Source organism: Cohnella nanjingensis (genome assembly GCF_014212125.1).
Taxonomy (GTDB): Bacteria; Bacillota; Bacilli; order Paenibacillales; family Paenibacillaceae; genus Cohnella; species Cohnella nanjingensis.
This window is the reverse complement of sequence record NZ_JACJVP010000004.1, coordinates 47,990-72,947: the sequence shown is the minus strand read 5'-3', so window position 1 is coordinate 72,947 and position 24,958 is coordinate 47,990. Positions and strand designations below refer to the sequence as shown.

Below are 24,958 nucleotides of genomic sequence, written 5' to 3'. Positions count from 1 at the left end.
GCGGGAACAGACTGAGGCGCGTCTGCGCGAAGGCGATTAAGCGGTGAGCTAGGGGATGGAGGTCAAGCTGCCGCCAGAGGCCGAAGGCCGCAGGCCGGCTTAAGATGAAGCGTCGCAGGCGTCCGGGCGCGTGGCGGCCAAGCAAACCTTGGCCGCCTCGCCGTGCGCCGCTTAAGAGACGACCAGCTTGGCCTTCATCTTCAGATGGCCGTCGCCGCAGACGATGTAGCACTTGATGTCGTATGTACCTGCCGCGAGCGTGACGACTTTGGATTTCTTGCCGTTGCTCAGCTTGACGCCGGCGCCTTCGATCTGCACGCCGTGCGCGCCCGCCTCGTTCTCCAGCTTGATGCGGACCGGCGTATCCTTCGGAATCTTGTACTCCGTCTGATCGAACTGCCAGTTGCTGGCGCGAATGACGATCTCCTGCGAGGCCGCCGCCGTATCCTCGGGCTGCGCCGCGTTGTCGTTCTTGCTCCCGCATGCGGACAGCGCAAGCGCGACGAGGCCGACGGCGAGCAGCTTGGCGAATGTCGTACGTAACAAACCGGTTCCCCTCCGATCGATAGCGTCGAACCGGCGCTAGGCCGATTCGGCAATATCATATCACATCGTCCGTGCGCCGGGATATGTCCAAAAGATGAACGAAAAACGGCTCCCGCGGCGTTCGCGGGAGCCGAGCTTGGGGGCCGTCGCCTGTCAATTCCGTTCGGGACGGCTGCTGTTGCGGCCGGCGCGGAACGGGCTGGCGACCGGAATGAAGAGGTCGATGATCCCGATGACCAGCGCCGCGAGCAGCGCTCCGAGGATCGTAACCCTCATGTTCCCGATGACGAACTGCGCCAGCCAGATGACGAGCGCGCTGCTGAGGAATCCGACGATCCCCCGGCCAAAGGGCGTGACCCTTTTGCCGAAAATCCCTTCGATGATCCAACCGAGCACCGCGATGACGAGCGCGAGCATCAAAGCGCTCCAGAAGCCGCCGATCGCGAACTGCGGCACGATGAAGCCGACGATCATCAGGACGATCGCCGAGACGATGAAACGGACGACGTGACCAAGAAATTGCATGCTCCGATCCCTCCAGACTAGCTGATCTAATTCCCGGTTCGCACCGGTATTGGGAATAGTGTATCCATCGGCGCGAACGGTATGAGTGGAAGGTTTCGCAAGCGCCGCCGCATCGGATATAATAAGGGCGAGAGGAGTTGGGCCTCGCCGTGAACGACAAGGCGCTAATTACGTTAGAATATCATAAAATCATCCAACGCCTGACGGATCTCGGAGCGACGTCCTTGGGCAAGGAAGAGGCGGGCAAGCTTCGTCCCTCGTCGGATCTGCGGGAAGTGCAACGCCGGCTGGCCGCGACCGACGAAGCGGCCCGAGCCGTCGCCTTGAAGGGCGCGCCGCCGTTCGGCGGCGTCACCGACGTACGCGCGCCGCTGGGGCGCGCCAAGCTCGGCGGGGTGCTCGGACCGTCCGAACTCATGGATATCGCGCAGTTCATCATGGGTTCCAGGCGTATACGCAAATATGTCGCGGCCGTCTCGGACGAACTTGAGATACCGCTGCTGGAGGACCTCTGCGAGCCGCTGATCGACGCCAAGCCGCTGGAGGACGAGATCCGCCGCTGCATCGACGAGCAGGGCGAGGTGATGGATGCCGCCAGCGCGGACCTCGCCACGATCCGCCGGGAGATCCGCATCGGGGAAGGCCGGGCGCGGGAGAAGCTGGATAGCCTCGTCCGCTCGACCACGGTGCAGAAGATGCTGCAGGACGCGCTCATCACGATGCGCAACGACCGCTACGTCATTCCCGTCAAGGCGGAGTACCGCTCGCACTTCGGCGGCATCGTCCACGACCAGTCGGGGAGCGGCGCGACGCTGTTCATCGAGCCGGAAGCGGTGCTTCAATTGAACAATAAGCTCCGGGAGCTTAAAGTCAGGGAGCAAAAGGAAATCGAGCGCATTCTACGCCAACTTAGCGAGCTTGCCGGCAACAAAGCCGAGCTGCTCGCTTCGGACGCGGAATCGCTTGGCTATATCGACTTTATCTTTGCCAAGGCCGGGATGGCCGATGCGATGTTCGGCACGCTCCCGGCGATGAACGACCGGGGGGAACTGCGGCTGAAGCGCGCGCGCCATCCGCTCATCGATCCGAAGCAGGTCGTCCCGATCGATCTGGAGATGGGCGAGCGCTATTCGGCGATTATCGTCACCGGTCCGAATACCGGAGGCAAGACGGTGTCGCTGAAGACCGTCGGCCTGCTCAGCCTGATGGCGATGTCCGGCTTGTTCGTGCCCGCCGACGACGGCAGCTCGCTCTGCGTGTTCGACGGGATCTACGCCGATATCGGCGACGAGCAGAGCATCGAACAGAATCTCAGTACCTTCTCCAGTCATATGACGAACCTGATCGGCATGCTGGAGCAGGTGACGCCGCGCAGCCTCGTGCTGCTCGACGAGCTGGGCGCCGGCACGGATCCGGCGGAAGGCTCCGCGCTCGCGATCGCGATCCTGGAGCATCTGCACCTCATCGGCTGCCGGATCGTGGCGACGACGCACTACAGCGAGCTTAAAGCCTACGCTTACAACCGGGAAGGCATCATTAACGCCAGCATGGAGTTCGACGTGGCGACCTTGCGCCCGACGTACCGGCTGCTGGTCGGCGTGCCCGGCCGAAGCAACGCGTTCGCGATCGCAGGAAGGCTCGGTCTGCCGCGCGCCATCATCGATCATGCCCGAGGGGAAGTCAGCGAGGACGAACTGAAGGTCGACACGATGATCGCCTCGCTGGAGCAGGATCGCCGGCGGGCGGAATCCGAGCGGCAAACGGCCGAGCGCGACCGCCGCGAAGTCGAGACGCTCCGCCAGCAATTGGAGGACGAACGCTTCAAGTTCCAGGAGCAGAAGGCCAAACTGCTGGAGGAAGCGCGCGAGCAAGCCCGCCAGCAAGTCGCCAAGGCGCGGCGTGAAGCGGAAGAGATCATCGCGGACTTGAGGAAGCTCGCGATGGAGGAAGGCGCATCGGTCAAGGAGCACCGTCTGATCGAAGCAAAGCGGCGGCTGGAGGAAGCGGTGCCCGATCCGGTGGAGAAGCCCCGCGCAGGCGGCGGGAAGCCGGTCAAGATCGAGGCGGGAGACGAAGTCAAGGTGTTCAGCCTGGGCGGACAGAAGGGCCACGTCGTCGAACTGTCCGGCAACGAAGCGCTCGTTCAGCTGGGCATCCTGAAGATGAAGGTAGCGCTCGCCGATCTGGATCCGGTCCGCAAATCCGGCGCTCCCGCGGCAGCCAAGAAAGCGCCGGTCCAAGCGACCACGGTCAAGCGATCGCGCGACGAGAACATCCGCATGGAGCTCGACTTGCGCGGCGCGACGCTCGATGAGGCCATCATCGAAGTGGACCGCTTCCTGGACGAATCGTTCCTGGCCAATCTAGGCCAGGTGTATATTATCCACGGCAAAGGCACCGGAGCCCTTCGCAGCGGCATCCAGGATTTCCTGCGCCGGCACAAGCACGTGAAGAGCTATCGGCTCGGCAATTACGGCGAAGGCGGCGCCGGCGTCACCGTCGCCGAATTGAACTAGAGGAGGGCGTCCGATGCCTGAGACGGGAACCGTCGACACCTGGCTGGCGCATCCGATTGTAGCGATGCTGGCCTATTTCTCCGTCGGCATCCTCATGCTGATCGTCTGCCTGGCTTGCTTCGAATGGGTGACGAAGTACGACTGCTGGAACGAGATTCGCAAAGGCAATTTGGCCGTGGCCATGGCGACTGGCGGCAAGATTTTCGGAATCTGCAACATCTTCCGCTTCTCGATCGAATCGAACGATTCGATCTACGAGAGTCTGCTGTGGGCCGGGGCCGGGTTTCTGTTGCTCCTCGCCGCGTACTTCCTGTTCGAATTCGTCACGCCAGTTTTCCGGATTGACGACGAGATCGGCAAGGACAATCGCGCGGTCGGACTGATCTCGCTGCTGCTGTCCGTGTCGCTCTCCTATATAATCGGCGCGGCCGTGACGCTCGGTTGAGCGGGTTGCCGCAGGAGGATTTGGGATGAAGTATTTATGGGGAACGCTGTTCGCGATTGCCGTGCTGTTTTTTATTTTCGGCATCGTGTATATGGTAATGGAGGGATAATATGGCCGCGATCGTATGTCCGTGGTGCCAGAGCGAACTGATTCAAGAAGAAGGCCAAGAGCCGGACGAATTCTGCCCGGTCTGCGACAATGAATTGAAGGGCTACCGCACGCTGCAGTTCGGCCTCGGCGCGGAGGCGGAGGAAGAAGAGGACGAAGAGGATGAAGACGATGTCGCGTCCGAATCGGAAACGGACGATCTCGCATGGGGGCAGGACGGGGACCTTCGGGAGAAGAACGAAGCGCTCCTGCGCTACGAGGAGACGGTTGAGGCGCTGCTAGACGAGCAGGATCTCGTGCCGGAATGTCCGCAGTGCCGCGAGTATATGCTCGAAGCCGGCCGCCAGACCGTCTCGGCGGAGGCGTTCTCGCCTCGCAAGGCCGAACTGCTGGGCGGCGAGGCGGTGCTTCAAGCGCCTTTCGAGATGCATGTCTACGTTTGCCCGTCCTGCTTCGCGATGACGCATACGTTGTCCGACGCGGACCGCGGACGAGTCGCGCAGAAGTTGAGCCGGGAAGCCCGGGACGACTAGAGAGGGGATGGCGCAATGACAGCCAGGGTCTATCAATCGGTCGCCGAGATGATCGGAGACACCCCTGCCGTCCGGCTGCGCCGACTGACCGGCGGCGAAGACGCCGAAGTGCTGGTAAAGCTGGAGAAGATGAATCCGAGCGGCAGCGTCAAAGACCGGGCCGCTTACGGCTTGATCGCCGACGCGGAGGAGAGGGGGCTCATCGGTCCCGGCTCCCTGATCGTCGAGCCGACGAGCGGCAATACCGGCATCGGTCTGGCGATGAACGCGGCTGCCCGGGGCTATCGGCTCATCCTGGTCATGCCGGACAACATGACGAAGGAACGCATCTCCCTGCTCCTAGGCTACGGCGCCGAAGTCGTCCTTACGCCTGCCGCGCAGCGGATGCCCGGCGCGATCGCGGAAGCCGAGCGGATCGTGGCGGCGAATCCCGGCAGCTTCATGCCGAACCAATTCGCGAATCCGGCGAATCCGAACATTCACCGGACGACGACGGCGCGCGAGATTATCGAGCAGACCGGCGGAAGGCTGGACGCCTTCGTCGCGACGGCGGGGACGGGCGGGACGATCACGGGCGTCGGGGAGACACTGAAGGCGCAGCTGCCGGGCATCTACGTCGCGGTGGTGGAGCCTGCGGGCTCTCCCGTGCTCTCCGGCGGCCAGCCCGGCCCGCACAAGCTCGTCGGGACGAGCCCCGGGTTCGTGCCGGAGATCCTCAACACCGCCGTCTACGACGAGATCGTCCGCGTGACCGACGAGGACGCGATCGAGACGATGAAGCAGCTGGCGCGCAGGGAAGGCCTGCTCGTCGGACCTTCCTCCGGCGCTTCGGTGTGGGCGGCGTTGCAGCTGGCCAAGAAGCTGGGGGCCGGCAAACGCGTCCTCTGCATCGCCCCCGATACCGGGGAGCGGTATCTCAGCATGGACCTTTTCTAACCGTATCGTCGTACCGTTCCAGGCCGTTCCGGGCGAAGCCGTTCGCCAGGGACGGCCTTCATCGTCTTCCGGCGAGAGGCGATAGGAACGCTGTATAGAAAACGGCGCGGCAAACCAGACTATCGTTTGATGTCAGGAAAAGGAGGGGAATTCACCCAATGCCTACGCTCCAGCCGATCACCGCCAAAGAGCTCGAGTATATCGCCGACTCGATGTCGAACGAAGACCTGCTGATCAAGCAATGCACGGCATCCGCCGCGAACTGCACCAATCCGCAAGTGAAGCAAGTGCTCGATCATCAGGCGCAAGTGCACACGCAGCACTATCAGACGCTGATGTCGATGCTTCAGCAGCACCAGCCGCTCGCGCCCATGCAACCGCAATCTTAAGGAGGAACGACGACGATGACGCAGCAATTTATGCCGGACGGGGATCTGGCATATACCGTATTGTCCGACTTGAAGCGCGTGACCCGCGAATACGCCACGGCGGCGACCGAATCGGTCTGCCCGACGGTTCGCCAATCGTTCACGCAGCTCTTGAACACTACGCTTCAGATGCAAGGCGAGCTCTTCAACGCGATGCAGTCGCAGAACATGTACAACGCCGCGTCGCCGGCGTTGAAGCAAGAGATCGACAAGCAGTTGAAGAGCTATCAGAGCACGCAGCAAAAAACGAACCAGTTCGTTCAGCAGGCGCACCAAGCGATGCCCGCTTGGCAGCAGCAGCAAGCCCAAGCCGCGCAGCAGCAACAACAGCAGCACTGACCGGAAGTCCTCCCCCGCTTGGCGGGGGAGGACTTTTTCGCGGTATCCCGCTTTCCGAAATGATCCTTTTCATCAAGCCTGTATTTGATGTAATATGAAAGTTATTCAGGAGGGATCCCCATGAACGAGTTGAAGCTGAAGATTCTGGATCTGCTGAAAGAAGACGCGAGGCTGTCCGGCGCCACGATCGCAACGATGCTCGGGGCGGGCGAAGCCGAAGTGTCCTCCGCCATCGCGGAGATGGAGCGGGACCACGTTATTGTCAAGTATGCGACCGTCGTCAATTGGAGCAAGGTGGACGACGAGAAAGTAACGGCGCTGATCGAGGTGGAGTGCACGCCGGAGCGCGGCCGCGGATTCGAGAGCATCGCGGAGCGGATCTATCTCTACCCGGAAGTGAAGTCGGTCTATCTGATGTCCGGCGCGTACGATCTGCTGGTGGAGATCGAGGGCAAGAACTTGAAGGAGGTCGCTTCGTTCGTCTCCCACAAGCTGTCGACCATCGAATCCGTCATCGCGACCAAAACCTTCTTTATTTTGAAGAAATATAAACAAGACGGCATTATCTTCGAGGAGTTCGAGGACGATCACCGCCTGCTGGTCTCGCCTTAACGCTATGCCAGTAAACCGACCGCAAAGGAACGATGTCCCATGATTACGAACGAGGAAAAGCTCGAGACCAGCAAACCGAAGGGCGGCATGCAAGACTACCTCGCCGCCAGCGCTCGCGCCATCCCGCCATCGGGGATCCGGCGTTTTTTTGACTTGGTGAGCGCAAGCAAGGACAGCAGCATTATCTCCCTGGGCGTCGGGGAGCCGGACTTCGTCACGCCGTGGCGGTTCCGCGACGCGGCGGTCTATTCCCTGGAGAAGGGGAAGACGCAGTACACCGCCAACGCCGGCATGCCCGAGCTGCGCGAAGCGATCGGCGAATACCTGCACGACCGCTTCCATCTGACGTACAATCCGGCGGACGAAGTGCTCGTGACCGTCGGCGGCAGCGAAGCGATCGATCTGGCGATCCGGGCGCTGCTGGAGCCGGGTGACGAACTCCTCATCCCGGAGCCGACCTATATCCCGTACAACCCGATCGCGACGCTCGGCGGCGGCGTAGCCGTCGGCATCGAGACGTTCGCGAAGGATCAGTTCAAGCTGACGGCGGAGAGTCTGCGGGCCGCGATCACGCCGCGTTCCAAGCTGCTCATCCTCTGCTATCCGAGCAACCCGACGGGCGCCGTCATGACCTACGAGGATCTGCTGCCGATCGCCAAGGTCGTCGAAGAGCACGATCTGATCGTCATCTCCGACGAGATCTATGCGGAACTATCCTACGGGGAGCGCCATGTCAGCTTCGCCTCCTTGCCCGGCATGAAGGACCGGACGATCGTCGTCAGCGGCTTCTCGAAGGCGTTCGCGATGACCGGCTGGCGGATGGGCTACGCGTGCGGACATCCCGATCTGATCGGCGCCATGCTCAAGATTCACCAGTACACGGTCATGTGCGCGCCGATCATGGGCCAAGTGGCCGCGCTCGAGGCGCTGAAGAACGGGATGGAAGACATGCACCGCATGATCGAGTCCTACAACCAGCGCCGGCGGCTCGTCGTGCAAGGGTTCCGCGAGATCGGCCTTGAATGCCACGAACCCCAAGGCGCGTTCTACGCGTTCCCTTCCATTCAATCGACGGGTCTCAGCTCGGAGGAATTCTCCCAGCGGCTGGTGCAGGAAGTGAAGGTCGCAGCGGTCCCCGGACACGTGTTCGGCCGCGGCGGAGAAGGCTTTATCCGCTGCTCGTATGCGACTTCGGTCTCACAATTGACAGAGGCGCTGGAGAGAATTGGCGGATTTTTGAATAAATTGAGATAAAGCGGTAAAATATACGAAAAAGATGTTCTTTTTCCCAAGGTTCTGCTATAATAACCCTTGTTTTGCAACCCGAGACGAAAATGGATGGATGCGGGCGAAAGGGGGAAGAGCATGGCGACGGCGGAACCACATAACCTCCTGGATACGGCCGCGGCTCGTATGATCTTATCCGCCCCGGATCACACCGGAGAGGCTGGCGGATCATCCCCGCTGATCGATAGAAGGCTGGAAGAGGAGATCGATACGTTAAGACGCAGAATGACGGAGACGTTCATTCGCGAAGAATCGTTCACCTCCGAGCCCGTCATGGAGATCAGCCGTATGTTGGACGTGAAGATCAACGAATATATGAGACAAATTTGCGTCATCCGCTAAGGCCCGGTCGACTTCCGTTACCGGCCTTTTTCTTTTGTGCTATAGTGAGGATATGAACGAGCGGGGGGTGACGGGAGATGCTCTTGGTGGTCACCGGGGGGATCGGCTGCGGCAAGTCGGCTTACGCGGAGACGCTGGCCGAGTCGCACGGCCGGGAGGCGATCCGGCTGGCCTGTCCCGCATGGCCGCTCGAGACGAAGGGCGCGGACAAGCAGGCTGCGTTCGCGCCCGAGCCCGAGGATCCGGGGCCTTACGGATTCGCATGGTCGCGGCTATACGCGGACGACCGGCTCTCCGGGCATCTGAACCGGATCAACCGCAGCTCGAACCCGTTCCGCGCCGATCGCAGGGTGGTGCTCATGGACAGCTTGTCAGGCTGGCTCAGGCAGCTCATCGCGGACGCGCGCGCGGGCTCGGAGCGATGCGATCTGCGAGTTTCCGCCGAAGGCGGGGATCCGTTGTCGCGCTGCCGCCCCGGGCTTGAAGCAGCCTTCCGGGACGTGCTGGGCGCGCTGCTGGGGTTCCAGGGCACGCGGGTGGTCGTCACCGAAGATACGATCGCGGGGCTCGCGAGCGATCCCTGGGAGCGACTATATATCGGGCTCCTATGCGAGGCGAACCGACGGCTGTCGGAGCAGGCTCACGGCATCTATCGGCTGACTTCGGGGCTGGCGGCCGAAGTGCGAGGCGAACGAGTGAAACGGAGGAATCCATCGTGAAACTATATACGCGCACCGGCGACGAAGGGCGGACGTCCGTCATCGGCGGCCGCGTGTCCAAGGACGACGCGCGCGTGGAAGCTTACGGCACCATCGACGAGCTGAATGCGTTCGTCGGGCAGACGGCCGCCGCGATCGCGCGCGCGCAAACGAGCTCGGGCGAGGGTGCAAGGGAAGGGCAGCCGGGGTGGTGGGACGACTTGCTTCAAGACCTAACCGTCGTCCAGCACGAGCTGTTCGACTGCGGCTCCGATCTGTCCTATGCGGCGCCGGCTCCGGAGCAGTTGAAGGTCTCGCCGGAGATGACGGCGAGAGTCGAGGGTTGGATCGATCGGCTGGAAGCCGAGACGCCGCCTATTCAGCGCTTTATCCTGCCGGGCGGCAGCGAGGCGGCTGCGCTCTTCCACGTCTGCCGCACGGTCTGCAGGCGCGCGGAGCGTCGCGTCGTCACGCTCGCCGCGGCCGGGCAGCCTTGCCCGGCGGAGGTACGGACTTATCTGAACCGGCTATCGGACTATTTCTTCGCCGCCGCCCGCGCCGCGAATGCGCGGCTCGGCGTCGGCGACATCGAATACGAACGCGGCGCGAACGTGTTCAAACGCGACAAGGAGTAAGGGGCTATCGACAGCATGACGGAACGTACGAACGGATATTACGCGCCGCTGGTCCACGTGGCCGATGCGCAGGACGAGGGGCGGATGCTCCGGGACGTGCTGCGCCACCGGCTGGGCGTGTCCAGGCGTCTATGGGTCAGACTCAAGACGACCGAGGCAGGCGTGACGATCAACGGGGAGAAAGCCTACTCGAGCGCCCGGCTCGCGGTCGGCGACCGGATCGAGCTGCGCATGCCGGAGGAGGAGTCGGAGGACATCCTGCCGCAACCGATGGCGCTCGACATCGCATTTGAAGATGAGCATCTGCTCGTGCTGAACAAGCCCGCCGGGCTGATCGTCCATCCGACGACGGGCCATTACGCGAATACGCTCGCGAACGGCGTCGTCCATTACTGGCGGGAGCGCGGCGAGCGCTGCCGGTTCCGGCCGGTGCACCGGCTGGACGAGGACACGTCGGGACTGGTCGTCGTGGCCAAGCACCCGTACGCGCATCAGCAGCTGTCCGTCCAGATGATGGCCGGCGGCATCGAGAAGAAGTATCGCGCCTACGTCTACGGGCATCCCCCCGCGGCGCGCGGGGAAGTGGACGCGCCGATCGGACGCGTGCCGGAGGACCCGCACCGGCGGGCCGTCCTGCCGGACGGGCAGCCGTCGCTGACCTATTACGAGGTCGCGCGGCCTTACGCCTGCGGGGCGAGCGCCTTGGACGTGCGCCTGGGGACCGGGCGTACGCATCAGATCCGCGTGCACCTCGGCTCCGTCGGATGCCCGCTCATCGGCGACGGCTATTACGCCGATCCGGATTGGGCGCGGACGGCGCTCGCGGACCGCTTGGCCGGCGTTATCGGACGGCAGGCGCTGCACGCCGCGCTGCTCGCGTTCCGTCACCCGGTGACGGACGAGCCGCTGACGCTGGTCGCGTCGCTACCGTACGACCTGCGCGCGCTGGAGGCGGCGCTGGAGCGTCTGCCGGCCGGCCTAGGCCTGTAGGCAGCTAAGGGCAGTAGGGCACCTTAAGGGGCGGTAGGGACCTAAAGGGCGATCGTGACCTAAAGGGCGATCGTGACCTAAGGGGCGATCGTGACCTAAGGGGCGATCGTGACCTAAGGGGCGCCAGGCGAGGGGACGGAGAAGCGCAGTAACCGGGCGAGGGTTCTCAGGCTTGGGCAGAGCATAAATGGGCATCCTTGCAGGGCAAGACAAGCTGAATAAGGCGGAAAAACCGCTTTAAATGGCCTCGTGGTGGTGAGAAGGGCCAAATAAGGCGGAAAAACCGCTTTAAATGGCCTCGCGATGGTGAGATGCAACGAATAAGGCGGAAAAACCGCTTTAAATGGCCTCGCGGTGGTGAGAAGGGCGAAATAAGGTGGAAAAACCGCTTTACGCGGCCTCGCGGTGGTGAGAAGGGCCAAATAAGGCGGAAAAACCGCTTTAAATGGCCTCGCGGTGGTGAGAAGGGCCAAATAAGGCGGAAAATCCGCTTTTAACGGCCTCGCGATGGTGAGAAGAATCAAATAAGGCGGAAAATCCGCTTCATTTTTAATCGTTCTTCTCATGTTGTGACTTTGACTCACGGCATCGAGCGACGTAATAATAGACGAGCGGTTGCGCAACTGCAACGTCGAGCAACCGACCAAGCGCGAACGGAATCCCATTACCGCAGGTTAGGGAACTGCAACGCGTTTTGAATAAGGAGGCCTACCTAAGCATGGCACGCACACTTACCGTCTTCCAATATCCGACTTGCGACACCTGCCGTGCCGCGGTCAAGCAGCTTCAAGCGCAGGGGCACGAACTGGATCTGCGCCATATCAAGGACCATCCGCCGACCGTCGAAGAGTTGCGCCGACTGATTCCGGCGAGCGGGCTGCCGATCAACAAGTGGTTCAACACTTCCGGCGACGCGTATCGCTCGCTCGGGTTGAAGGACCAAATGACCAAGCTGTCGGACGAGGAGAAGATGGCGCTGCTCGCATCGAACGGGATGTTGATTAAACGTCCCGTCGTATCGGACGGCCACGCCGCGACCGTAGGATTCCGCGAAGAGGAGTTGGAGCGCGTCTATGCCGACCGCTGAGGAGCAGCAGAGGCATCAGCAGCAACCGGACAAACGGCCGGACCAGCAGCAACCCAATCAGCAAGGGCAGCAGCAACAGCAGGATCAGCAACGGTCTCGGCATCAATCGCACGATCAGTCGGAACCGCAACTGACGGAGCAGCAACCGGAATCGCGTCAGTCGGACCAGCAACTGCTTGAGCATCAGCCGGAAACGCTTCTTCTAGATCAGCATCTGTCTCAGCAACAACCGGAAACGTATCGCCCTCACTCGCAACTGTCGCAGCAGCATTTGGATCAGTCGCCGTCTGAACAAACGCCGTCTAACCAAACGCCGTCTGACCCACCGCCGTCTGACCCACCGCCGTCGCGGCGGCCTCCCAACGGCCGCAAATCGTCTTGGGCTTTCGGCGCGGTGCTGCTGTTCCTGGTGTCCAAGGGCAAGGCGGCGCTGCTCCTGCTGCTCAAGTTCGGCAAGCCGCTGATCTCCATGGCGGTGAGCGTCGGCGCTTACGCGTTGCTCTATCCGTGGACGTTCGCGATCGGCCTCGTCGCCCTGATCTTCGTGCACGAGCTTGGCCACGTCTGGGCGGCGCGCCGCAAGGGCCTGCCGATCTCCGCGCCGTTCTTCATTCCTTTCTTCGGCGCGATGGTGTTGATGAAGCGCAATCCGAAGGATGCGGCGACCGAAGCCGACATCGCGCTGGGCGGCCCGCTCCTCGGCTCGCTGGGAGCGCTGTTCTGCTACGGCATCGGGGAGTGGACGGGGAGCGAGATCTGGCACATTCTCGCCTACGTCGGCTTTTTCATCAACCTGTTGAACTTGCTGCCGATCCATCCGCTCGACGGCGGCCGGATCGCTGCGGCGCTCAGCCGCTGGTTGTGGGTCGCGGGCGCCGTCTTGGGTCCGCTCGTCATCTGGTACACGAAGAGCTTCCTGTTCCTGCTCATCTGGGTATGGTTCCTGTGGCAGGCGTACCGCAAGTTCAAGCACAAGGATAAAGAAGGGCCGCCGCACATGGCGGAAGGCGTCTACCAAGCGACGGCGGATCCGAACTTGCCCGATTGGTATTACAAAGGCTCGCAGCATCTGAGAGAGCTCCCCTATACGGTGTACTGCCGCCTGGACGGCCAACACGTCGTCGAGTTCTGGTGGGAAGCGATGTCGTTCAAGGGCGAGCTGCCGATCGATCAGGCCTGCATCATTAAGCGCGTATACGCTTATCAGGTGGAAGGGCCGGATGCGGATCAGAAGGTTACGCTCAAAGTGCGCGTCGAAGCGGTCGTCTACGAGCCCGAGAATTACTACGAGGTGCCGAAGCGCGCCAAGTGGCGGATCGGCTTGCTCTACGGCGGATTGGCGCTCGGACTCCTGACGATGATGTGGATCATCCAAGAGGCCGGATGGACGCAAACGCCTCGCTAACGACTCGGCCGACCGCATGACGAATGGAAGGAAGATCTGCACATGACGAATGAGAAGTGGCGCTCGCGGCGGCTGGGCCGACTGGGGTCCGCGATTTTCGCCGAGGTATCGGAATGGAAGGCGGAGGCACGACGTCAAGGAAAGGACGTCATCGCGCTCGATATCGGCAGTCCCGACCGGCCGCCGCTCGAGCGGATTCGCGAGGCGCTCGCCGAAGCGAGCCTGAAGCCGGACATGTACCGGTATCCCGGCACGGAAGGCAGCGACCGGTTCCGGCGCAAGGCCGCCGAATGGTTCGAGCATCGCTTCGGCGTCGAACTCGACCCGGCACGGGAGATTCTCTCGCTCATGGGCACCCAAGACGGGCTGGCCCATCTCGCGCTCGCGGTGACGGATCCCGGCGATTGCGCCATGCTGCCCGATCCGGGGTATCCGGTCTATCAAGCCGGGCTGGCCGTCGCGGGCGTGGAGACGATCCCTTTGCCGCTGCTCGCGGACAACGATTACTTGCCGGACTTCGATGCCATCCCCGACGCAGTCTGGGACAAAGCGAAGTTCATGCTGCTGAGCTATCCGAGCAATCCGGTGACCGCGGTCGCCGACTTGGCTTTCTTCGAGCGGGCGGTCGACGTCGCGCGGCGCCGGGGCGTCCTGCTGGTGCATGACAATGCCTACAGCGAGATGGCGTTCGACGGCTTCCGCCCGCCGAGCGTCCTGCAGGTGCCGGGGGCTGCGGAGGTGGCGATCGAGTTCCATTCGCTGTCCAAGTCGTTTCACTTGGCGGGCGGACGCATCGGCTTCGCCGTCGGGAACCCGCAGGTGCTGGACGCGCTCAGGGCGCTGAAGAACAACATCGACTTCGGCGTGTTCCTGGCGGTCCAGGAAGCGGCGGTCGCGGCGCTGGATCTCGATATGCGCGATCCGCATCCCGTATCGGCGATCTACGAGGGCCGGAGAGACGCGTTCATCGGCGCCCTAGGCGCGGAGGGCTGGGTCGTTTCTCCTCCGAGGGGGACCATGTTCGCATGGGCGCCCGTGCCGCCGGGATGGTCTTCGCGACAAATTTCCCGGGCAATGTTGTCGAATACGGGCGTGGCCGTCATTCCCGGCAACGCATTCGGCGCGCTCGGAGAAGGGTATGTGCGGTTCGCGATGGTCGAAGAGGAAGATCGCCTGCGCGAGGCCGCGCGGCGGATCGGACAATTCCTGCGGCATCACGAACCGGTGTCGGAACGGTAGGACGCGGGCCAGCGGAGACGCCTCCTATTCCCTAGCAGACCGCAATTCGACAGGTTCACCGAGGACGGCCCAGCCGTCCTCTTTCTTTGCGTGCAGAGCGCGCTCTGCCAACGTTCACGCCGTATATCCCCGCCTGAGCCTCTCCGCCACCTGCCTCTCCGCCACCTGCCTTTTCCGCCACCTGCCTCTCCGCCAACTGTCTCTGCACCAACTGCCTCTGCACCAACTGCCTCCGCCTCCTCTGCTTGATCCCTCGACAACAACGAAACTCCGCTCTTCTAGAATCTCAGAAATGGCCCTTTCGCGGCGGGAGCCCTCGGAACGAAATAATGATACCAAAGCCGAAATTATGAGATTGAAGCTGTTTTTGGCGTTTGCTAACCTTGGTTAGAACCGCCCTAGACAGGCGGATTGGGGACGCGGTATCCCTGCGGAAAAGTAAGCGAGGATGCGGCGTAAGCGATGGCCGCCGCGATCATGAACCTCGTGCGCGTCAGCGATCCGGATACGATCGTGCTGGGCGGCGGCGTGGCGGGCAGCGCCAACTTCGTCGAGCGCATTCGATCGTATCTGAACCCGAAGACGATGCGCTTCGTATCCTCCGCCCGCTCGTGACGACGAAGCAGACGACGACCGGGGCCGGACTTGTCGGCGCGGCGTTGGCGGGATGGCAAGCGGCAGGCGGGAGAGGAGAGGGAGGGACATGAACGCAGATCTTCGTAGAGACATCCGGCAATCGGATTGGCGGGACTTCAACCGCATCGCCATCGAGGTTTATCGCGATCGCAGCCGCATAGAAACATACGATTCTAGATTCCTTTGGATAGGAGGCGGCGCTGGCGATGAATATCGCTCACAATTAAGGCCGTGCAATTCGTGCAGAAGCAGCAAGCGTCCTTGGAGGCTTGCGCGTGGGATTCCCGTCCGCCGTCCTCGCAAGAGGTGATCGGCCGAACCGTCGTCTCGCTCATCTCCTCCGGCTCGGAGCGGGGCGCGTATATGGATTACTTCGGAGGAACCTCGTACCCGGTGGACACCGGGTATGCCGCCGTCATGGAAGTGCTGAAGATCGGAGATGCGGTGGACGGACTTGCGCGGGGCGATCTCGTGCTCGCGCTCGCACCCCATCGCGCGTTCAACCGGGTGTCGGTCCAGGATGTCGTCCGCATCCCGGACGGCATGCGGCCGGAGCATGCCGTGATCGGCCGATTTCCCGCGGTATCGATGAGGACGATATCGCCGCTTCGCTGCTGCGCGCCGAGGCGGCGGGCGCCAGGCGCCTGGGTCAGCCGTTGGACGCCGACATTCCCGCCCGCTCCGGGGAGATTGCCCGGATGCGCTTCTGCTTCGTCGAAGCGCCGGGCGGGGAGACGATCGAATTCATTCAAGACCGGTAAGCCGCAAATACGAGGAGGGCTTGTCCCCATGACTCATCATCTAGCAAAAAACATGCGCTTGGAACAAAAAGTCGGCCAGCTGTTCATGTGCGGATTTTCGGATACGGTTCCCAATGAACCGATTCTCCGGTTGATTCGCGAATACGGCATCGGCGGCGTCAATTACTTCCGCCGCAACGTCCGCGATCCGGCGCAAGCGGCGGCCTTGTCCGCGGCGCTCCAGCAAGCCTCCGAGGTGCCGCTGCTCGTCTCCATCGATCAGGAAGGCGGGATGGTGGCGGGGATCGAGCGAGGCGTCACCCTGATGCCGGGCAATATGGCGCTCGGCGCGACCCGCGATACGGACGGCGTCTACCGGGCCGCCCTCATCGCGGGCCGGGAGCTGCGGGCCATGGGCATCAACATGGACTTCGCCCCATGCCTGGACGTGAACAACAATCCGGACAATCCGGTCATCGGCGTTCGCTCCTACGGCGAGTCTCCCGATCTGGTCGCGCGCATGGGCGCCGCCGCCGTACGCGGTTATCGGGACGCCGGCGTCACGGCTACGGTCAAGCATTTTCCCGGACACGGCGACACGAACGTCGACTCTCATCAGGCGCTGCCGCTCGTCGCGCATGACCGGCAACGTCTGCACGAAGTCGAGCTAATGCCGTTCAAGGCGGCCATCGCGGTCGGCGTCGATGCGATCATGACGGCGCACGTCGTCTTTCCCGCCTACGAAGACCGGAGCATACCGGCGACCCTGTCGCCTCGCATCCTCACCGGCTTGCTCAGAGAAGAACTGGGATTCGAAGGCCTCATCACGACCGACTGCCTGGAGATGAACGCGATCTGGAAAGGCGTCGGCGTCGGCGAAGGGGCCGTCATGGCGGTAGAGGCGGGCGCCGATCTCGTGCTGATCAGCCATCGCATCGAACTTCAGATCGAGGGGATCGAAGCGGTCATCGCCGCGGTTCGGAGCGGGCGGATCAGCGAGGCCCGCATCGACGCCTCCGTCGAGCGGCTGCTGCGCGTGAAGGAGAGACGCGGGCTGTTCCGGCAGCCGGACGCGGCGGCCAAGCCGGATCTGCATGACGTCGTCGCTACGGAAGCTTCCCTCGCCGTCGCGAAGTCGCTTAGCGAACGCAGCGTGACGCTCGTCAAGCGCGAGGGGCGGTTCCCGCTGCGGCCCGACGCCGGGACCTACGTGGTCTGGCCGGACATGCGTCCGGTGTCCGAGACCGCCGAGCCGGCGGGGCAGGAGACGACGCTGGGCCGCGTGCTGTCGCAACGGCTGACGGAGGTGAAGGAGCAAGTGATCGACGTCGAGCCGAGCGATGAGCAAATCGCGAGCGTACTGGCGGGCAGTCAAGGCTATGCCCAGATCGTGGTCGCGACCTACAACGCCGGGTTCTCGGAGGGACAGCGGCGGCTGGTGCGCGCGCTCGCGGAGCGAAGCGGCACGGATCTCATCGTCGCATCGCTGAGGATTCCCTACGATTTGGCTTCCTTCCCCCAGGTTAAGACCTACCTGGCTTGCTACGAGAACAAACCGCTCGCTATACGCTCGCTCGCGCGCGTGCTGACGGGGGAGATCCCCGCAACCGGCAGGCTGCCTGCCTCCGTAGGCGCGTACCAGGCCGAATCGTCGCCCGCCGGACAACCCGAAATATTGTGACTTCAAACGAAATCTGAAGCCTTAACCGCACGCCGGGGCCGTCTTATACTGATGATAAGGAAGCGCTTAAAACGACCCTGGAGGATTGAACATGGAAGCACAAACGAGAGCGCCGGCGCTGTCCGCCGACCGGCCCGGAAGCAGGGCCAAGGCGAGGACCTTCATGAGGCGGCTCATCGGCCAGCGATACCTGCAGATGATGGCGCTGCTGGGCGTCGCTTGGATGATCGTATTCAACTACATCCCCATGTACGGCATCATCATCGCGTTCAAGGATTTCAACATCGTCCAATCCATCGCCGCCGCGCCCTGGGCAGGCTTCCGGCATTTCAAGACCTTTCTGACCGACGACAGCCTGCTCTACGTCCTGAAGAATACGCTGGGCATGAGCATGCTGAAGTTGATCATCGGCTTCCCGCTGCCGATCCTGTTCGCCCTCTTCCTGAACGAGCTGCGTTCTTCCCGCTTCAAGAAAGCGGTGCAGACGATCTCCTATTTGCCTCACTTTCTGTCGTGGGTCATCCTGGGCGGCATCTTGACCACCTGGCTCGCGGACGTGGGCATCGTCAACCACCTCCTCCTGGCGCTGCATTGGATCCAAGAGCCGATCAGCTACTTGGCCGAGCCGGCCTACTTCTGGACCATCGTCGTCAGCTCGGATATCTGGAAGGAGCTGGGCTGGTCCGCGATCATCTATCTGGCGGCCATCTCCAGCGTCTCGCCCGAATTGTACGAAGCGGCGACGATCGACGGCGCCAGCCGGTTCCAGAAGATGTTCCTGGTCACGCTCCCCATGATCAAGGGGACGGTGACGATCTTGTTCATCCTCGCCGTCAGCGGCATCCTGAATTCCAATTTCGATCAGGTGTTCATCTTGAAAAACCAGTTGAACGAGAGCGCGAGCAACGTCATCGATACTTACGTGTACCAGGTGGGGATCGCCCAAGGCCGCTACTCGTATTCGACCGCAGTCGGATTGTTCAAATCGCTCATTGCGTTTATTCTGCTGCTCACCGCGAATGCGGTCACCAAGAAGCTGAACAATACTTCATTATTGTAAAAGGATGATCCGAATGCGAGGGAATCGAACGACCGGAGAGATGATCTTCGACTGGAGCAACGTGCTGGTCATGCTAGCGATCTGCTTCCTCACGATCTACCCGATCTGGTATGTGGTAGTCAACTCGTTCAACGAAGGTCAGGACGCGATGCGAGGGGGAATCTATTGGTACCCCCGCGCGTTCAGCCTGGACAACTATGTCGCCGTCTTCCGGAACGGCGGTCTGATGAAGGCCATGGGCGTCACGGTATCCAAGACGGTCATCGGAACGGCGCTTCACGTCCTGTTCACGGCGATGGTGGCTTATGCGGTCTCCCGGAAGGAATTGATCGGAAGAACGCTCTACATGTACATGGGGACGGTCACGTTGTTTTTTGGCGGGGGGCTCATTCCTTATTATCTGTTGATTCGGGATCTGGGGCTGCTCGACAGCTTCTGGGTGTACATCATTCCGGCCATGTTCAGCTTTTTCGATCTCATTATCTTTCTCGCGTTCTTCCGGGAGATTCCCGAAGGGATGGAGGAGGCCGCCAAGATCGACGGCGCGAACGATCTGAAGATCTTCTACCGCATCGTCCTGCCGGTGTCGATGCCGGTCGTCGCGACGATCGCCCTCTTTCACGGCGTGTATCAATGGAACGATTATTTCACGGCCGTCATCTTCACGAACAACGCCGACCTGCAGCCGATTCAGACGTTCCTCTACCGGATCGTAGCCTTGTCGGGATCGAATCAGATCGCCGCTGCCGTGCCGGAGAATATCGTTCGCAAGGTGACCTCGCAATCCGTCAAACTGGCGACGATGGTCGTGACGACGGTGCCGATCGTGATCGCGTACCCGTTCCTCCAGAAGTACTTCGTCAAAGGCTTCATGATCGGTTCGATCAAAGGCTGAAGCGCGAATCCGGGTTACAAACTTTGTTGACCCAACAAGTTGCATCTATACGCAAAGACGAGAGGGGTATTCCAATTGAGCAAACTGCGCAAGGGGCTCACAGCAGCACTGCTACTCAGCATGACGTCCGGTCTGATCGCCTGTTCCGCCGACAAGTCCGCCCAAGCGCCGTCGGAGACGGCCAAGGCGCCGGAGGCTTCCGCGGTCAAGCTGGACCCGGACGTGCCGGGATGGAAGTCGGACACGTCGCCGATCACCTTCGATTGGTACATGAACTTCTCATGGTTCACCAACAAGTGGGGCGAAGACAATACCTCCAAATATATCACCAAAAAAACGGGGGTCAATCTCAATCTCATCGTCCCGGCCGGCAACGAGAGCGAGAAGCTGAATACGATGATCGCTTCCGGCAAGCTGCCCGACTTCATCACGCTGGACGTGAACGACGACGCGATCAAGAAGATGATCGAAGGCAAGATGGTGCTGCCTTGGAACGAATTGGCCGACCAATACGATCCTTATCTCTTCAAGGTCACGGACCCGGACAAGGTCAACTGGTTCACGCAGCCCGACGGCAGCTTCTACGGCTATCCGAACTCGTCCTCGTCGCCGAACGACTTCAAGAAGTACGGGGTACAGTACACGTCGAACCAATCGTTCCTGGTGCGCAAGGACATGTACGAAGCGCTCGGCAAGCCGGATATGCGGACGCCGGAAGGCTTCCTGAACGCCCTCAAGGCGGCCAAGGAAAAGTTCCCCGAAGTGAACGGCCAGCCGCTCATCCCGCTCAACTTCCATGAATTCAGCGACCATGGCAACTATTCGCTCGAAGATTTCCTGCAGAACTTCCTGGCCATCCCGCAGGAGAAGGACGGCAAGCTGTACGACCGCACGACGGACCCCGAATACGTCCGTTGGCTGAAGACGTTCCGCCAAGCGAACGAGATGGGGCTGCTCGCGAAGGACATCTTCATCGACAAGCGTCCGCAAGTGGAAGAGAAGACCGCGCAAGGCCGCTACTTCTCGATGCTGTATCAAGTCTCGGACATCGGCACGCAGAACAGCGCGATCTACAAGAAGAATCCCGATCAGATCTACATTCCGATCGACGGCCCCGCGAATACGAAGCTGGACCAACCCACGCTCTCCGGCCCCGGCATCTCCGGCTGGACCTTCACCCTGATCTCCAAAGACGTGAAGGACAAGAAGCGGGCGATCGAATTCATGAGTTACATGATCAGCGAGGAAGGACAGAAGGACCTGTGCCTCGGCGAGAAGGGCGTCACCTACGACACGATCGACGGCAAGGACCAATTCACGCAGACTTATCTGAAGAGCACCGATGGAAAGTATGGCGCTTCCTACTCGTACTGGATGCTGATGGACACGAATCTGTGGCTGAACTGGGCGCCGCCGACCAAAGAGCCGTACCTGACGACCGGCGAATGGTCCAAGGGCAAGACGTACAACTTCTCGGCGTTCACCCAGCTGACGCCGGCCGGCACGTCGCCCGAAGGGATCGCCTGGACGAATATCCAACAGCTGTGGGGCAAGGTGCTGCCGAAGCTGCTGCTGTCCAAGAGCGACGCCGACTTCGACAAAGTCTATGAAAAATTCGTCAAAGACCGCGAAGATTTGGGTTATGATAAAGTCAGAGCCTACGAGCAGGCGAAATACGAGGAAAACGTGAAAAAACTCGGCAAAGTATAATCCGGCAAGACAGGCACAAGAACCCAGGTCCCCCTGGGTTTTTGTCCATCCATTCGGGACGGATGAGATGCTTGCTTATTGCATCGTTTGGAGGAGCCCCCCTTGATCAGACGTTTACGGAGACAATGGGCGAGATTCGCCTTTGCTTTCGGCCATATGAACCTTCAAACGAGACTGTTCGCTTCCTATATTCTGATTATCTTGATTCCGATCATCGTGTTCGCTATTTACATCTTTAACGAATTCTACAAGACCACGAACCAGGACATCCTCAAAGCGAACGAATACATGCTCGAGATGGAAAACAAAAACATGCAAAACAACATCGAAATGATGGAGCGGACCGGTCAGCTGGCCGTGTCGGACCGCAACGTCACTTCGTACTTGTACGCCGGCCATGAGCCGGACACGGAAGCGCTCATCGACTTCTCGACGAACGTCGTGCCCAACTTGCTGCGCCTGCAGTTCAACAACCCGAATATCGCCCATGTCCGCCTCTACACGAGCAATGCCAACGTCAAGGAGATCTGGCCGATCTTCCTGGACGAATCGCGGATCGCCGAAGAGCCGTGGCATCGGGAGGTGCTCCGGCAGCGGGGCAAGGAGGTGTGGGCGTTCGATTCGCAGGACAAGGACGTCATGCGGCGCACGCTTAACCCGGTGAGCGTTCCGGTCGGCAAAATCTCGCTGCTGCGGGAGATCGGCTATCCGAACGGTTCGCACCTGGGCCTTATCCAAGTCGATATGCTGCTGGAGAACTTCTTCCCCAAAGCGTTCGGCCAACTGCAGGACGACCGGTCTCACGTGCTGCTGTTGGACCGATCATCGTCCAAGTTGATCTACAACAAGGACGTTTCCTTCTTCGGCACGGTCTCGCTGCCGGCGCTGCAGGGGCAATTCGAACGGCATCTGGACGACCCTAAGGGCTATTTTTCGTTCAAGGACAACGGCATCTCCTATATCGGCATGTTCCGCAAGCTGGACCACCTCGACGTCTACTTGCTGAACGTCGTCTCCTTGGAAGAATCGTTCGGCAAGATCAACAAGACCCGGAATATGTTGATTCTCTTAAGCATGACGCTGATCGCCATCTTATCGCTGCTGACGTTCTGGGCGAACAAATTCATTCTCAAAAAGTTCCATCTGCTGCGGGATTCGATGAAAAGGGTGCGAAAGGGAGACTTCCAGGTCCAGATCGATATTCGCGGGGGCGGCGAGGTCGGGGAGCTGGCGCACCACTTCAAGATGATGATGGGCAAGATCAACGGGCTCATCGCGGACGCGGTCAACAAGCAAGCGGCAACCAAGGAAGCGGAGCTGAAGGCGCTCAAAAACCAAATCAATTCGCACTTCCTGTACAATACGCTGGAAAATCTGAAAATGATGGCCGAGGTCGAAGCGCAGTACAAGATCGCGGACAGCCTGACCTCGCTGGGCGGGATGATGCGGTACAACCTGCACTGGTCCGGCAACTTCGTGCGTTTCAAGGACGAGATCAACCATATCAAAAATTATATCGCCATCATGAACGTTCGCTACGAGGATCGCATTCGGCTGGCTTGCTTGATCCCGCCCGAGTTTCATGAGCAGGATATTCTGAAGATGTCGCTGCAGCCCATCGTCGAGAATGCGGTCATTCACGGGCTGACGTCGTCCGGCCTCGCCCAAGCATCGGGCCTGCTCATCACGATCGAAGCCTATGCGAACGATCGTACGACGGTCATCGAGCTGAAGGACAACGGACCGGGCATGGCCCCGGAGCTCGTTCGGTCGATCAACGAGAAGATCCGGCTGGACCCGGCGGCTGCGGACAAAGGCATCGGATTGCGAAACGTCAACCAGCGGATTCAAATGCACTATGGCATCGAATATGGCATTCAGTTGGAGAGCGTGCCAGGCGAATATACGAAAGTCGTGATGCGACTGCCCAAATTGATATGGACCGGAGGCCAAGGGGAGCATGCGCAAGCTTTTGATCATTGACGACGAGAACAACATCCGGTTAGGCCTGAAGGCCATGATTGAAAGAGAGTTTCCGCGTACCTACGACATGCGGTTTGCGGGGAACGGCGCGGAAGCGCTCGCGCAGCTCGATTCGGACCGCTTCGATCTGATGATTACGGACATCCGCATGCCCGAGATGGACGGGATCGAACTGATTAACCGTCTTCAGGGGAAGGAAATCAGACCGGAGACGATCATTCTAAGCGGTTATGAAGATTTCCGGTATGCCAAAGAAGCGATCCGGTGCAACGTGAAGGAATACTTGCTGAAGCCGATCGTCCGCGAAGAGCTGTTCCGGGCGCTCCGGCGGCTGGAGGCGGAGCTGGAGGGCAGGCAGAAGATGTCGCAATGGATGTCGGCCTTCACGGAGCAAGCCAAAGAGCACCGCGCCAACGCGCTCAACTTGATTTTCCTCGATTCCGCCACGGACAAGCGGGAAGTCGGCGAACGGATTCGCAAGCTGCATATGGAACGCTACGACGCCGGCTATCAGATTGCCTTGTTGAAGTCGGTCGCGGCGGAGCATTCGGACGACCGCGAAGACTTTCTCCAGCAAGTCGAGACGCTGCTGCGCAAGCTGGGCGGCGGCCGCTCCGAAGGCACGTTCTGCTTCTACGACAAAGAGATGCGGCTGGTCGTCTTCGCCGATTCGAACGAAGCGCTGCCCGCCTTGTCCCGCATCTTAAACGGACACGAGCGAATCCAGGCCAAGATGGGGATCGGCGCATGGACCGGCGGGCTGGAGGAGGTTCAAGAAGCCTACCGCCAAGCGGAGAAAGCCTTTAAATATACGTTCTTCCATGCCGAGCCGGTCAGTATCGAATACGAGCAGGTCGCGCGCAAGAGCAAAGACTTCGTCGTGCCGCTCGAAGCGGTCCAAAGAGTCGCGAACATGCTGGGCACGGACCGGCGCAAGGAACGGATGCAGTTGGTGACGGAGATCATGGAGATCGGCAAGGTCATTCGTTACGATATCGCCTATCTCGAACGGCTAAGCCGAGCGTTCAACGAGATGGTGTTCGATCATGTCTTCAACGTCTACGGAGAAGAATCGGTCGATATCCTGAAGCTGTACAAGCGGATCGCCGACGTCTACAGCTTCCCGAGCTATCAAGCCTATTTCCATACGCTGGAGCGCCTGCTGGATCAATTGAACGACTATATCGTGACGATGAAGGCCGTCCATATCGATCACCGGGATATGAGAAGCGCCATCGAATACATACACGACAATTACAACAAGGATCTCAACATGGCCATCGTCTCGAATCACGTATCCATGAACTATTCCTACTTCAGTCAGGCGTTCAAGCAATATACGGGGGAGAGCTTCGTCTCGTACCTCAAGAAGATTCGGATCGGCAAAGCGAAGGAACTGCTGAAAAACAGCGAGTTCAAGGTATACGAGATCGGCGAGCGGATCGGATTCGAGAACGCCAAGCATTTCCACCGGGTCTTCAAGGAGATGGAGGGCATCTCTCCGGTGGAATACCGCAATCTGGGACGACGCGAGTCCGTACCCGAAAAAATGTAACCCGAACCGAAATCTCGAACGTTACCC

25 protein-coding genes are annotated in these 24,958 nt (G+C 60.7%); 22 read left to right on the top strand and 3 right to left on the bottom strand.

Annotated features, from left to right (window positions below):
* Positions 1-171 precede the first annotated feature (171 nt).
* Entirely contained in the window at positions 172-546 is a 375-nt protein-coding gene (locus H7C19_RS03340; protein WP_185141159.1) for a cupredoxin domain-containing protein, read from the bottom strand.
* 153 nt (positions 547-699) lie between these two features.
* Entirely contained in the window at positions 700-1,071 is a 372-nt protein-coding gene (locus tag H7C19_RS03335; RefSeq protein WP_185141158.1) for a phage holin family protein, read from the bottom strand.
* A 149-nt stretch (positions 1,072-1,220) separates the two neighbouring features.
* Between H7C19_RS03335 and H7C19_RS03330 the strand changes: the two genes are divergently transcribed.
* The 12 genes from H7C19_RS03330 to H7C19_RS03275 all read left to right on the top strand — a co-directional run bounded on the left by H7C19_RS03330 (position 1,221) and on the right by H7C19_RS03275 (position 10,940).
* Complete coding sequence (locus tag H7C19_RS03330) at positions 1,221-3,587, top strand: endonuclease MutS2 (protein WP_185141157.1); 2,367 nt, start codon at positions 1,221-1,223, stop codon at positions 3,585-3,587.
* A 13-nt stretch (positions 3,588-3,600) separates the two neighbouring features.
* The gene (locus H7C19_RS03325; RefSeq protein WP_185141156.1) at positions 3,601-4,032 is read left to right on the top strand and encodes a DUF350 domain-containing protein; all 432 of its coding nucleotides are present in this window, start codon (positions 3,601-3,603) and stop codon (positions 4,030-4,032) included.
* Between the two features lie 110 nt (positions 4,033-4,142).
* Positions 4,143-4,673 (top strand): hypothetical protein, encoded by a 531-nt coding sequence (locus tag H7C19_RS03320; protein ID WP_185141155.1) that lies wholly within the window; start codon positions 4,143-4,145, stop codon positions 4,671-4,673.
* Positions 4,674-4,688: 15 nt separating this feature from the next.
* The gene (gene cysK, locus H7C19_RS03315; RefSeq protein ID WP_185141154.1) at positions 4,689-5,609 is read left to right on the top strand and encodes a cysteine synthase A; all 921 of its coding nucleotides are present in this window, start codon (positions 4,689-4,691) and stop codon (positions 5,607-5,609) included.
* Positions 5,610-5,767: 158 nt separating this feature from the next.
* A complete protein-coding gene (locus tag H7C19_RS03310; protein ID WP_185141153.1) occupies positions 5,768-5,998 on the top strand; it encodes a hypothetical protein in 231 nt (76 codons plus the stop codon).
* Positions 5,999-6,013: 15 nt separating this feature from the next.
* A complete protein-coding gene (locus tag H7C19_RS03305) occupies positions 6,014-6,376 on the top strand; it encodes a spore coat protein (RefSeq protein WP_185141152.1) in 363 nt (120 codons plus the stop codon).
* A gap of 120 nt (positions 6,377-6,496) precedes the next feature.
* A complete protein-coding gene (locus tag H7C19_RS03300; RefSeq protein ID WP_185141151.1) occupies positions 6,497-6,988 on the top strand; it encodes an Lrp/AsnC family transcriptional regulator in 492 nt (163 codons plus the stop codon).
* Between the two features lie 39 nt (positions 6,989-7,027).
* Entirely contained in the window at positions 7,028-8,242 is a 1,215-nt protein-coding gene (locus tag H7C19_RS03295; protein WP_185141150.1) for an aminotransferase class I/II-fold pyridoxal phosphate-dependent enzyme, read from the top strand.
* 111 nt (positions 8,243-8,353) lie between these two features.
* A complete protein-coding gene (locus H7C19_RS03290; protein ID WP_246469285.1) occupies positions 8,354-8,617 on the top strand; it encodes an aspartyl-phosphate phosphatase Spo0E family protein in 264 nt (87 codons plus the stop codon).
* A gap of 77 nt (positions 8,618-8,694) precedes the next feature.
* On the top strand, positions 8,695-9,336 hold the full coding sequence (locus H7C19_RS35160) for a bifunctional adenosylcobinamide kinase/adenosylcobinamide-phosphate guanylyltransferase (RefSeq protein WP_185141149.1): 642 nt from the start codon (positions 8,695-8,697) through the stop codon (positions 9,334-9,336).
* Positions 9,333-9,950 carry a cob(I)yrinic acid a,c-diamide adenosyltransferase gene (locus H7C19_RS03280; RefSeq protein ID WP_185141148.1) on the top strand — a complete coding sequence of 206 codons (618 nt, stop codon included), beginning with the start codon at positions 9,333-9,335 and terminating at the stop codon, positions 9,948-9,950. Before H7C19_RS35160 ends, H7C19_RS03280 begins: the two co-directional genes overlap by 4 nt.
* Before the next feature lie 15 nt (positions 9,951-9,965).
* Positions 9,966-10,940 carry an RluA family pseudouridine synthase gene (locus H7C19_RS03275; protein WP_185141147.1) on the top strand — a complete coding sequence of 325 codons (975 nt, stop codon included), beginning with the start codon at positions 9,966-9,968 and terminating at the stop codon, positions 10,938-10,940.
* Between the two features lie 113 nt (positions 10,941-11,053).
* Here H7C19_RS03275 and H7C19_RS03270 read toward each other — a convergent pair whose 3' ends face one another.
* A complete protein-coding gene (locus H7C19_RS03270; protein WP_185141146.1) occupies positions 11,054-11,569 on the bottom strand; it encodes a hypothetical protein in 516 nt (171 codons plus the stop codon).
* Positions 11,570-11,658: 89 nt separating this feature from the next.
* Here H7C19_RS03270 and H7C19_RS03265 point away from each other — a divergent pair, with 89 nt between their 5' ends.
* The 10 genes from H7C19_RS03265 to H7C19_RS03220 all read left to right on the top strand — a co-directional run bounded on the left by H7C19_RS03265 (position 11,659) and on the right by H7C19_RS03220 (position 24,931).
* Positions 11,659-12,027, top strand: coding sequence for an arsenate reductase family protein (locus tag H7C19_RS03265; protein ID WP_185141145.1), 369 nt, complete (start codon positions 11,659-11,661; stop codon positions 12,025-12,027).
* Positions 12,028-12,421: 394 nt separating this feature from the next.
* The gene (locus H7C19_RS03260; RefSeq protein ID WP_185141265.1) at positions 12,422-13,432 is read left to right on the top strand and encodes a site-2 protease family protein; all 1,011 of its coding nucleotides are present in this window, start codon (positions 12,422-12,424) and stop codon (positions 13,430-13,432) included.
* Positions 13,433-13,474: 42 nt separating this feature from the next.
* Positions 13,475-14,671, top strand: a complete 1,197-nt coding sequence (locus tag H7C19_RS03255) for an aminotransferase class I/II-fold pyridoxal phosphate-dependent enzyme (RefSeq protein ID WP_185141144.1) — start codon at positions 13,475-13,477, stop codon at positions 14,669-14,671.
* A gap of 462 nt (positions 14,672-15,133) precedes the next feature.
* Positions 15,134-15,286: an ROK family protein gene (locus H7C19_RS03250; protein ID WP_185141143.1), complete on the top strand. Its 153-nt coding sequence runs from the start codon at positions 15,134-15,136 to the stop codon at positions 15,284-15,286.
* A gap of 252 nt (positions 15,287-15,538) precedes the next feature.
* Complete coding sequence (locus H7C19_RS03245) at positions 15,539-17,728, top strand: glycoside hydrolase family 3 N-terminal domain-containing protein (protein ID WP_313731311.1); 2,190 nt, start codon at positions 15,539-15,541, stop codon at positions 17,726-17,728.
* Between the two features lie 163 nt (positions 17,729-17,891).
* Entirely contained in the window at positions 17,892-18,788 is an 897-nt protein-coding gene (locus H7C19_RS03240; RefSeq protein ID WP_246469290.1) for an ABC transporter permease, read from the top strand.
* A gap of 13 nt (positions 18,789-18,801) precedes the next feature.
* Complete coding sequence (locus tag H7C19_RS03235) at positions 18,802-19,683, top strand: carbohydrate ABC transporter permease (RefSeq protein ID WP_246469284.1); 882 nt, start codon at positions 18,802-18,804, stop codon at positions 19,681-19,683.
* 120 nt (positions 19,684-19,803) lie between these two features.
* Positions 19,804-21,393 (top strand): extracellular solute-binding protein, encoded by a 1,590-nt coding sequence (locus H7C19_RS03230; RefSeq protein WP_185141263.1) that lies wholly within the window; start codon positions 19,804-19,806, stop codon positions 21,391-21,393.
* A 102-nt stretch (positions 21,394-21,495) separates the two neighbouring features.
* Positions 21,496-23,376, top strand: a complete 1,881-nt coding sequence (locus tag H7C19_RS03225) for a cache domain-containing sensor histidine kinase (protein WP_246469283.1) — start codon at positions 21,496-21,498, stop codon at positions 23,374-23,376.
* On the top strand, positions 23,354-24,931 hold the full coding sequence (locus H7C19_RS03220; protein ID WP_185141140.1) for a response regulator: 1,578 nt from the start codon (positions 23,354-23,356) through the stop codon (positions 24,929-24,931). The genes H7C19_RS03225 and H7C19_RS03220 overlap by 23 nt, the downstream gene beginning before the upstream one ends.
* Positions 24,932-24,958 lie beyond the last annotated feature (27 nt).

Coding starts and splice junctions, on each gene's coding strand:
- H7C19_RS03335 (WP_185141158.1), bottom strand. CDS start 1,071: ATGCAATTTCTTGGTCACGTCGTCCGTTTCATCGTCTCGGCGATCGTC.
- H7C19_RS03325 (WP_185141156.1), top strand. CDS start 3,601: ATGCCTGAGACGGGAACCGTCGACACCTGGCTGGCGCATCCGATTGTA.
- H7C19_RS03320 (WP_185141155.1), top strand. CDS start 4,143: ATGGCCGCGATCGTATGTCCGTGGTGCCAGAGCGAACTGATTCAAGAA.
- cysK (WP_185141154.1), top strand. CDS start 4,689: ATGACAGCCAGGGTCTATCAATCGGTCGCCGAGATGATCGGAGACACC.
- H7C19_RS03310 (WP_185141153.1), top strand. CDS start 5,768: ATGCCTACGCTCCAGCCGATCACCGCCAAAGAGCTCGAGTATATCGCC.
- H7C19_RS03305 (WP_185141152.1), top strand. CDS start 6,014: ATGACGCAGCAATTTATGCCGGACGGGGATCTGGCATATACCGTATTG.
- H7C19_RS03300 (WP_185141151.1), top strand. CDS start 6,497: ATGAACGAGTTGAAGCTGAAGATTCTGGATCTGCTGAAAGAAGACGCG.
- H7C19_RS03295 (WP_185141150.1), top strand. CDS start 7,028: ATGATTACGAACGAGGAAAAGCTCGAGACCAGCAAACCGAAGGGCGGC.
- H7C19_RS03290 (WP_246469285.1), top strand. CDS start 8,354: ATGGCGACGGCGGAACCACATAACCTCCTGGATACGGCCGCGGCTCGT.
- H7C19_RS35160 (WP_185141149.1), top strand. CDS start 8,695: ATGCTCTTGGTGGTCACCGGGGGGATCGGCTGCGGCAAGTCGGCTTAC.
- H7C19_RS03275 (WP_185141147.1), top strand. CDS start 9,966: ATGACGGAACGTACGAACGGATATTACGCGCCGCTGGTCCACGTGGCC.
- H7C19_RS03265 (WP_185141145.1), top strand. CDS start 11,659: ATGGCACGCACACTTACCGTCTTCCAATATCCGACTTGCGACACCTGC.
- H7C19_RS03255 (WP_185141144.1), top strand. CDS start 13,475: ATGACGAATGAGAAGTGGCGCTCGCGGCGGCTGGGCCGACTGGGGTCC.
- H7C19_RS03250 (WP_185141143.1), top strand. CDS start 15,134: ATGGCCGCCGCGATCATGAACCTCGTGCGCGTCAGCGATCCGGATACG.
- H7C19_RS03240 (WP_246469290.1), top strand. CDS start 17,892: ATGAGGCGGCTCATCGGCCAGCGATACCTGCAGATGATGGCGCTGCTG.
- H7C19_RS03235 (WP_246469284.1), top strand. CDS start 18,802: ATGCGAGGGAATCGAACGACCGGAGAGATGATCTTCGACTGGAGCAAC.
- H7C19_RS03230 (WP_185141263.1), top strand. CDS start 19,804: ATGACGTCCGGTCTGATCGCCTGTTCCGCCGACAAGTCCGCCCAAGCG.
- H7C19_RS03220 (WP_185141140.1), top strand. CDS start 23,354: ATGCGCAAGCTTTTGATCATTGACGACGAGAACAACATCCGGTTAGGC.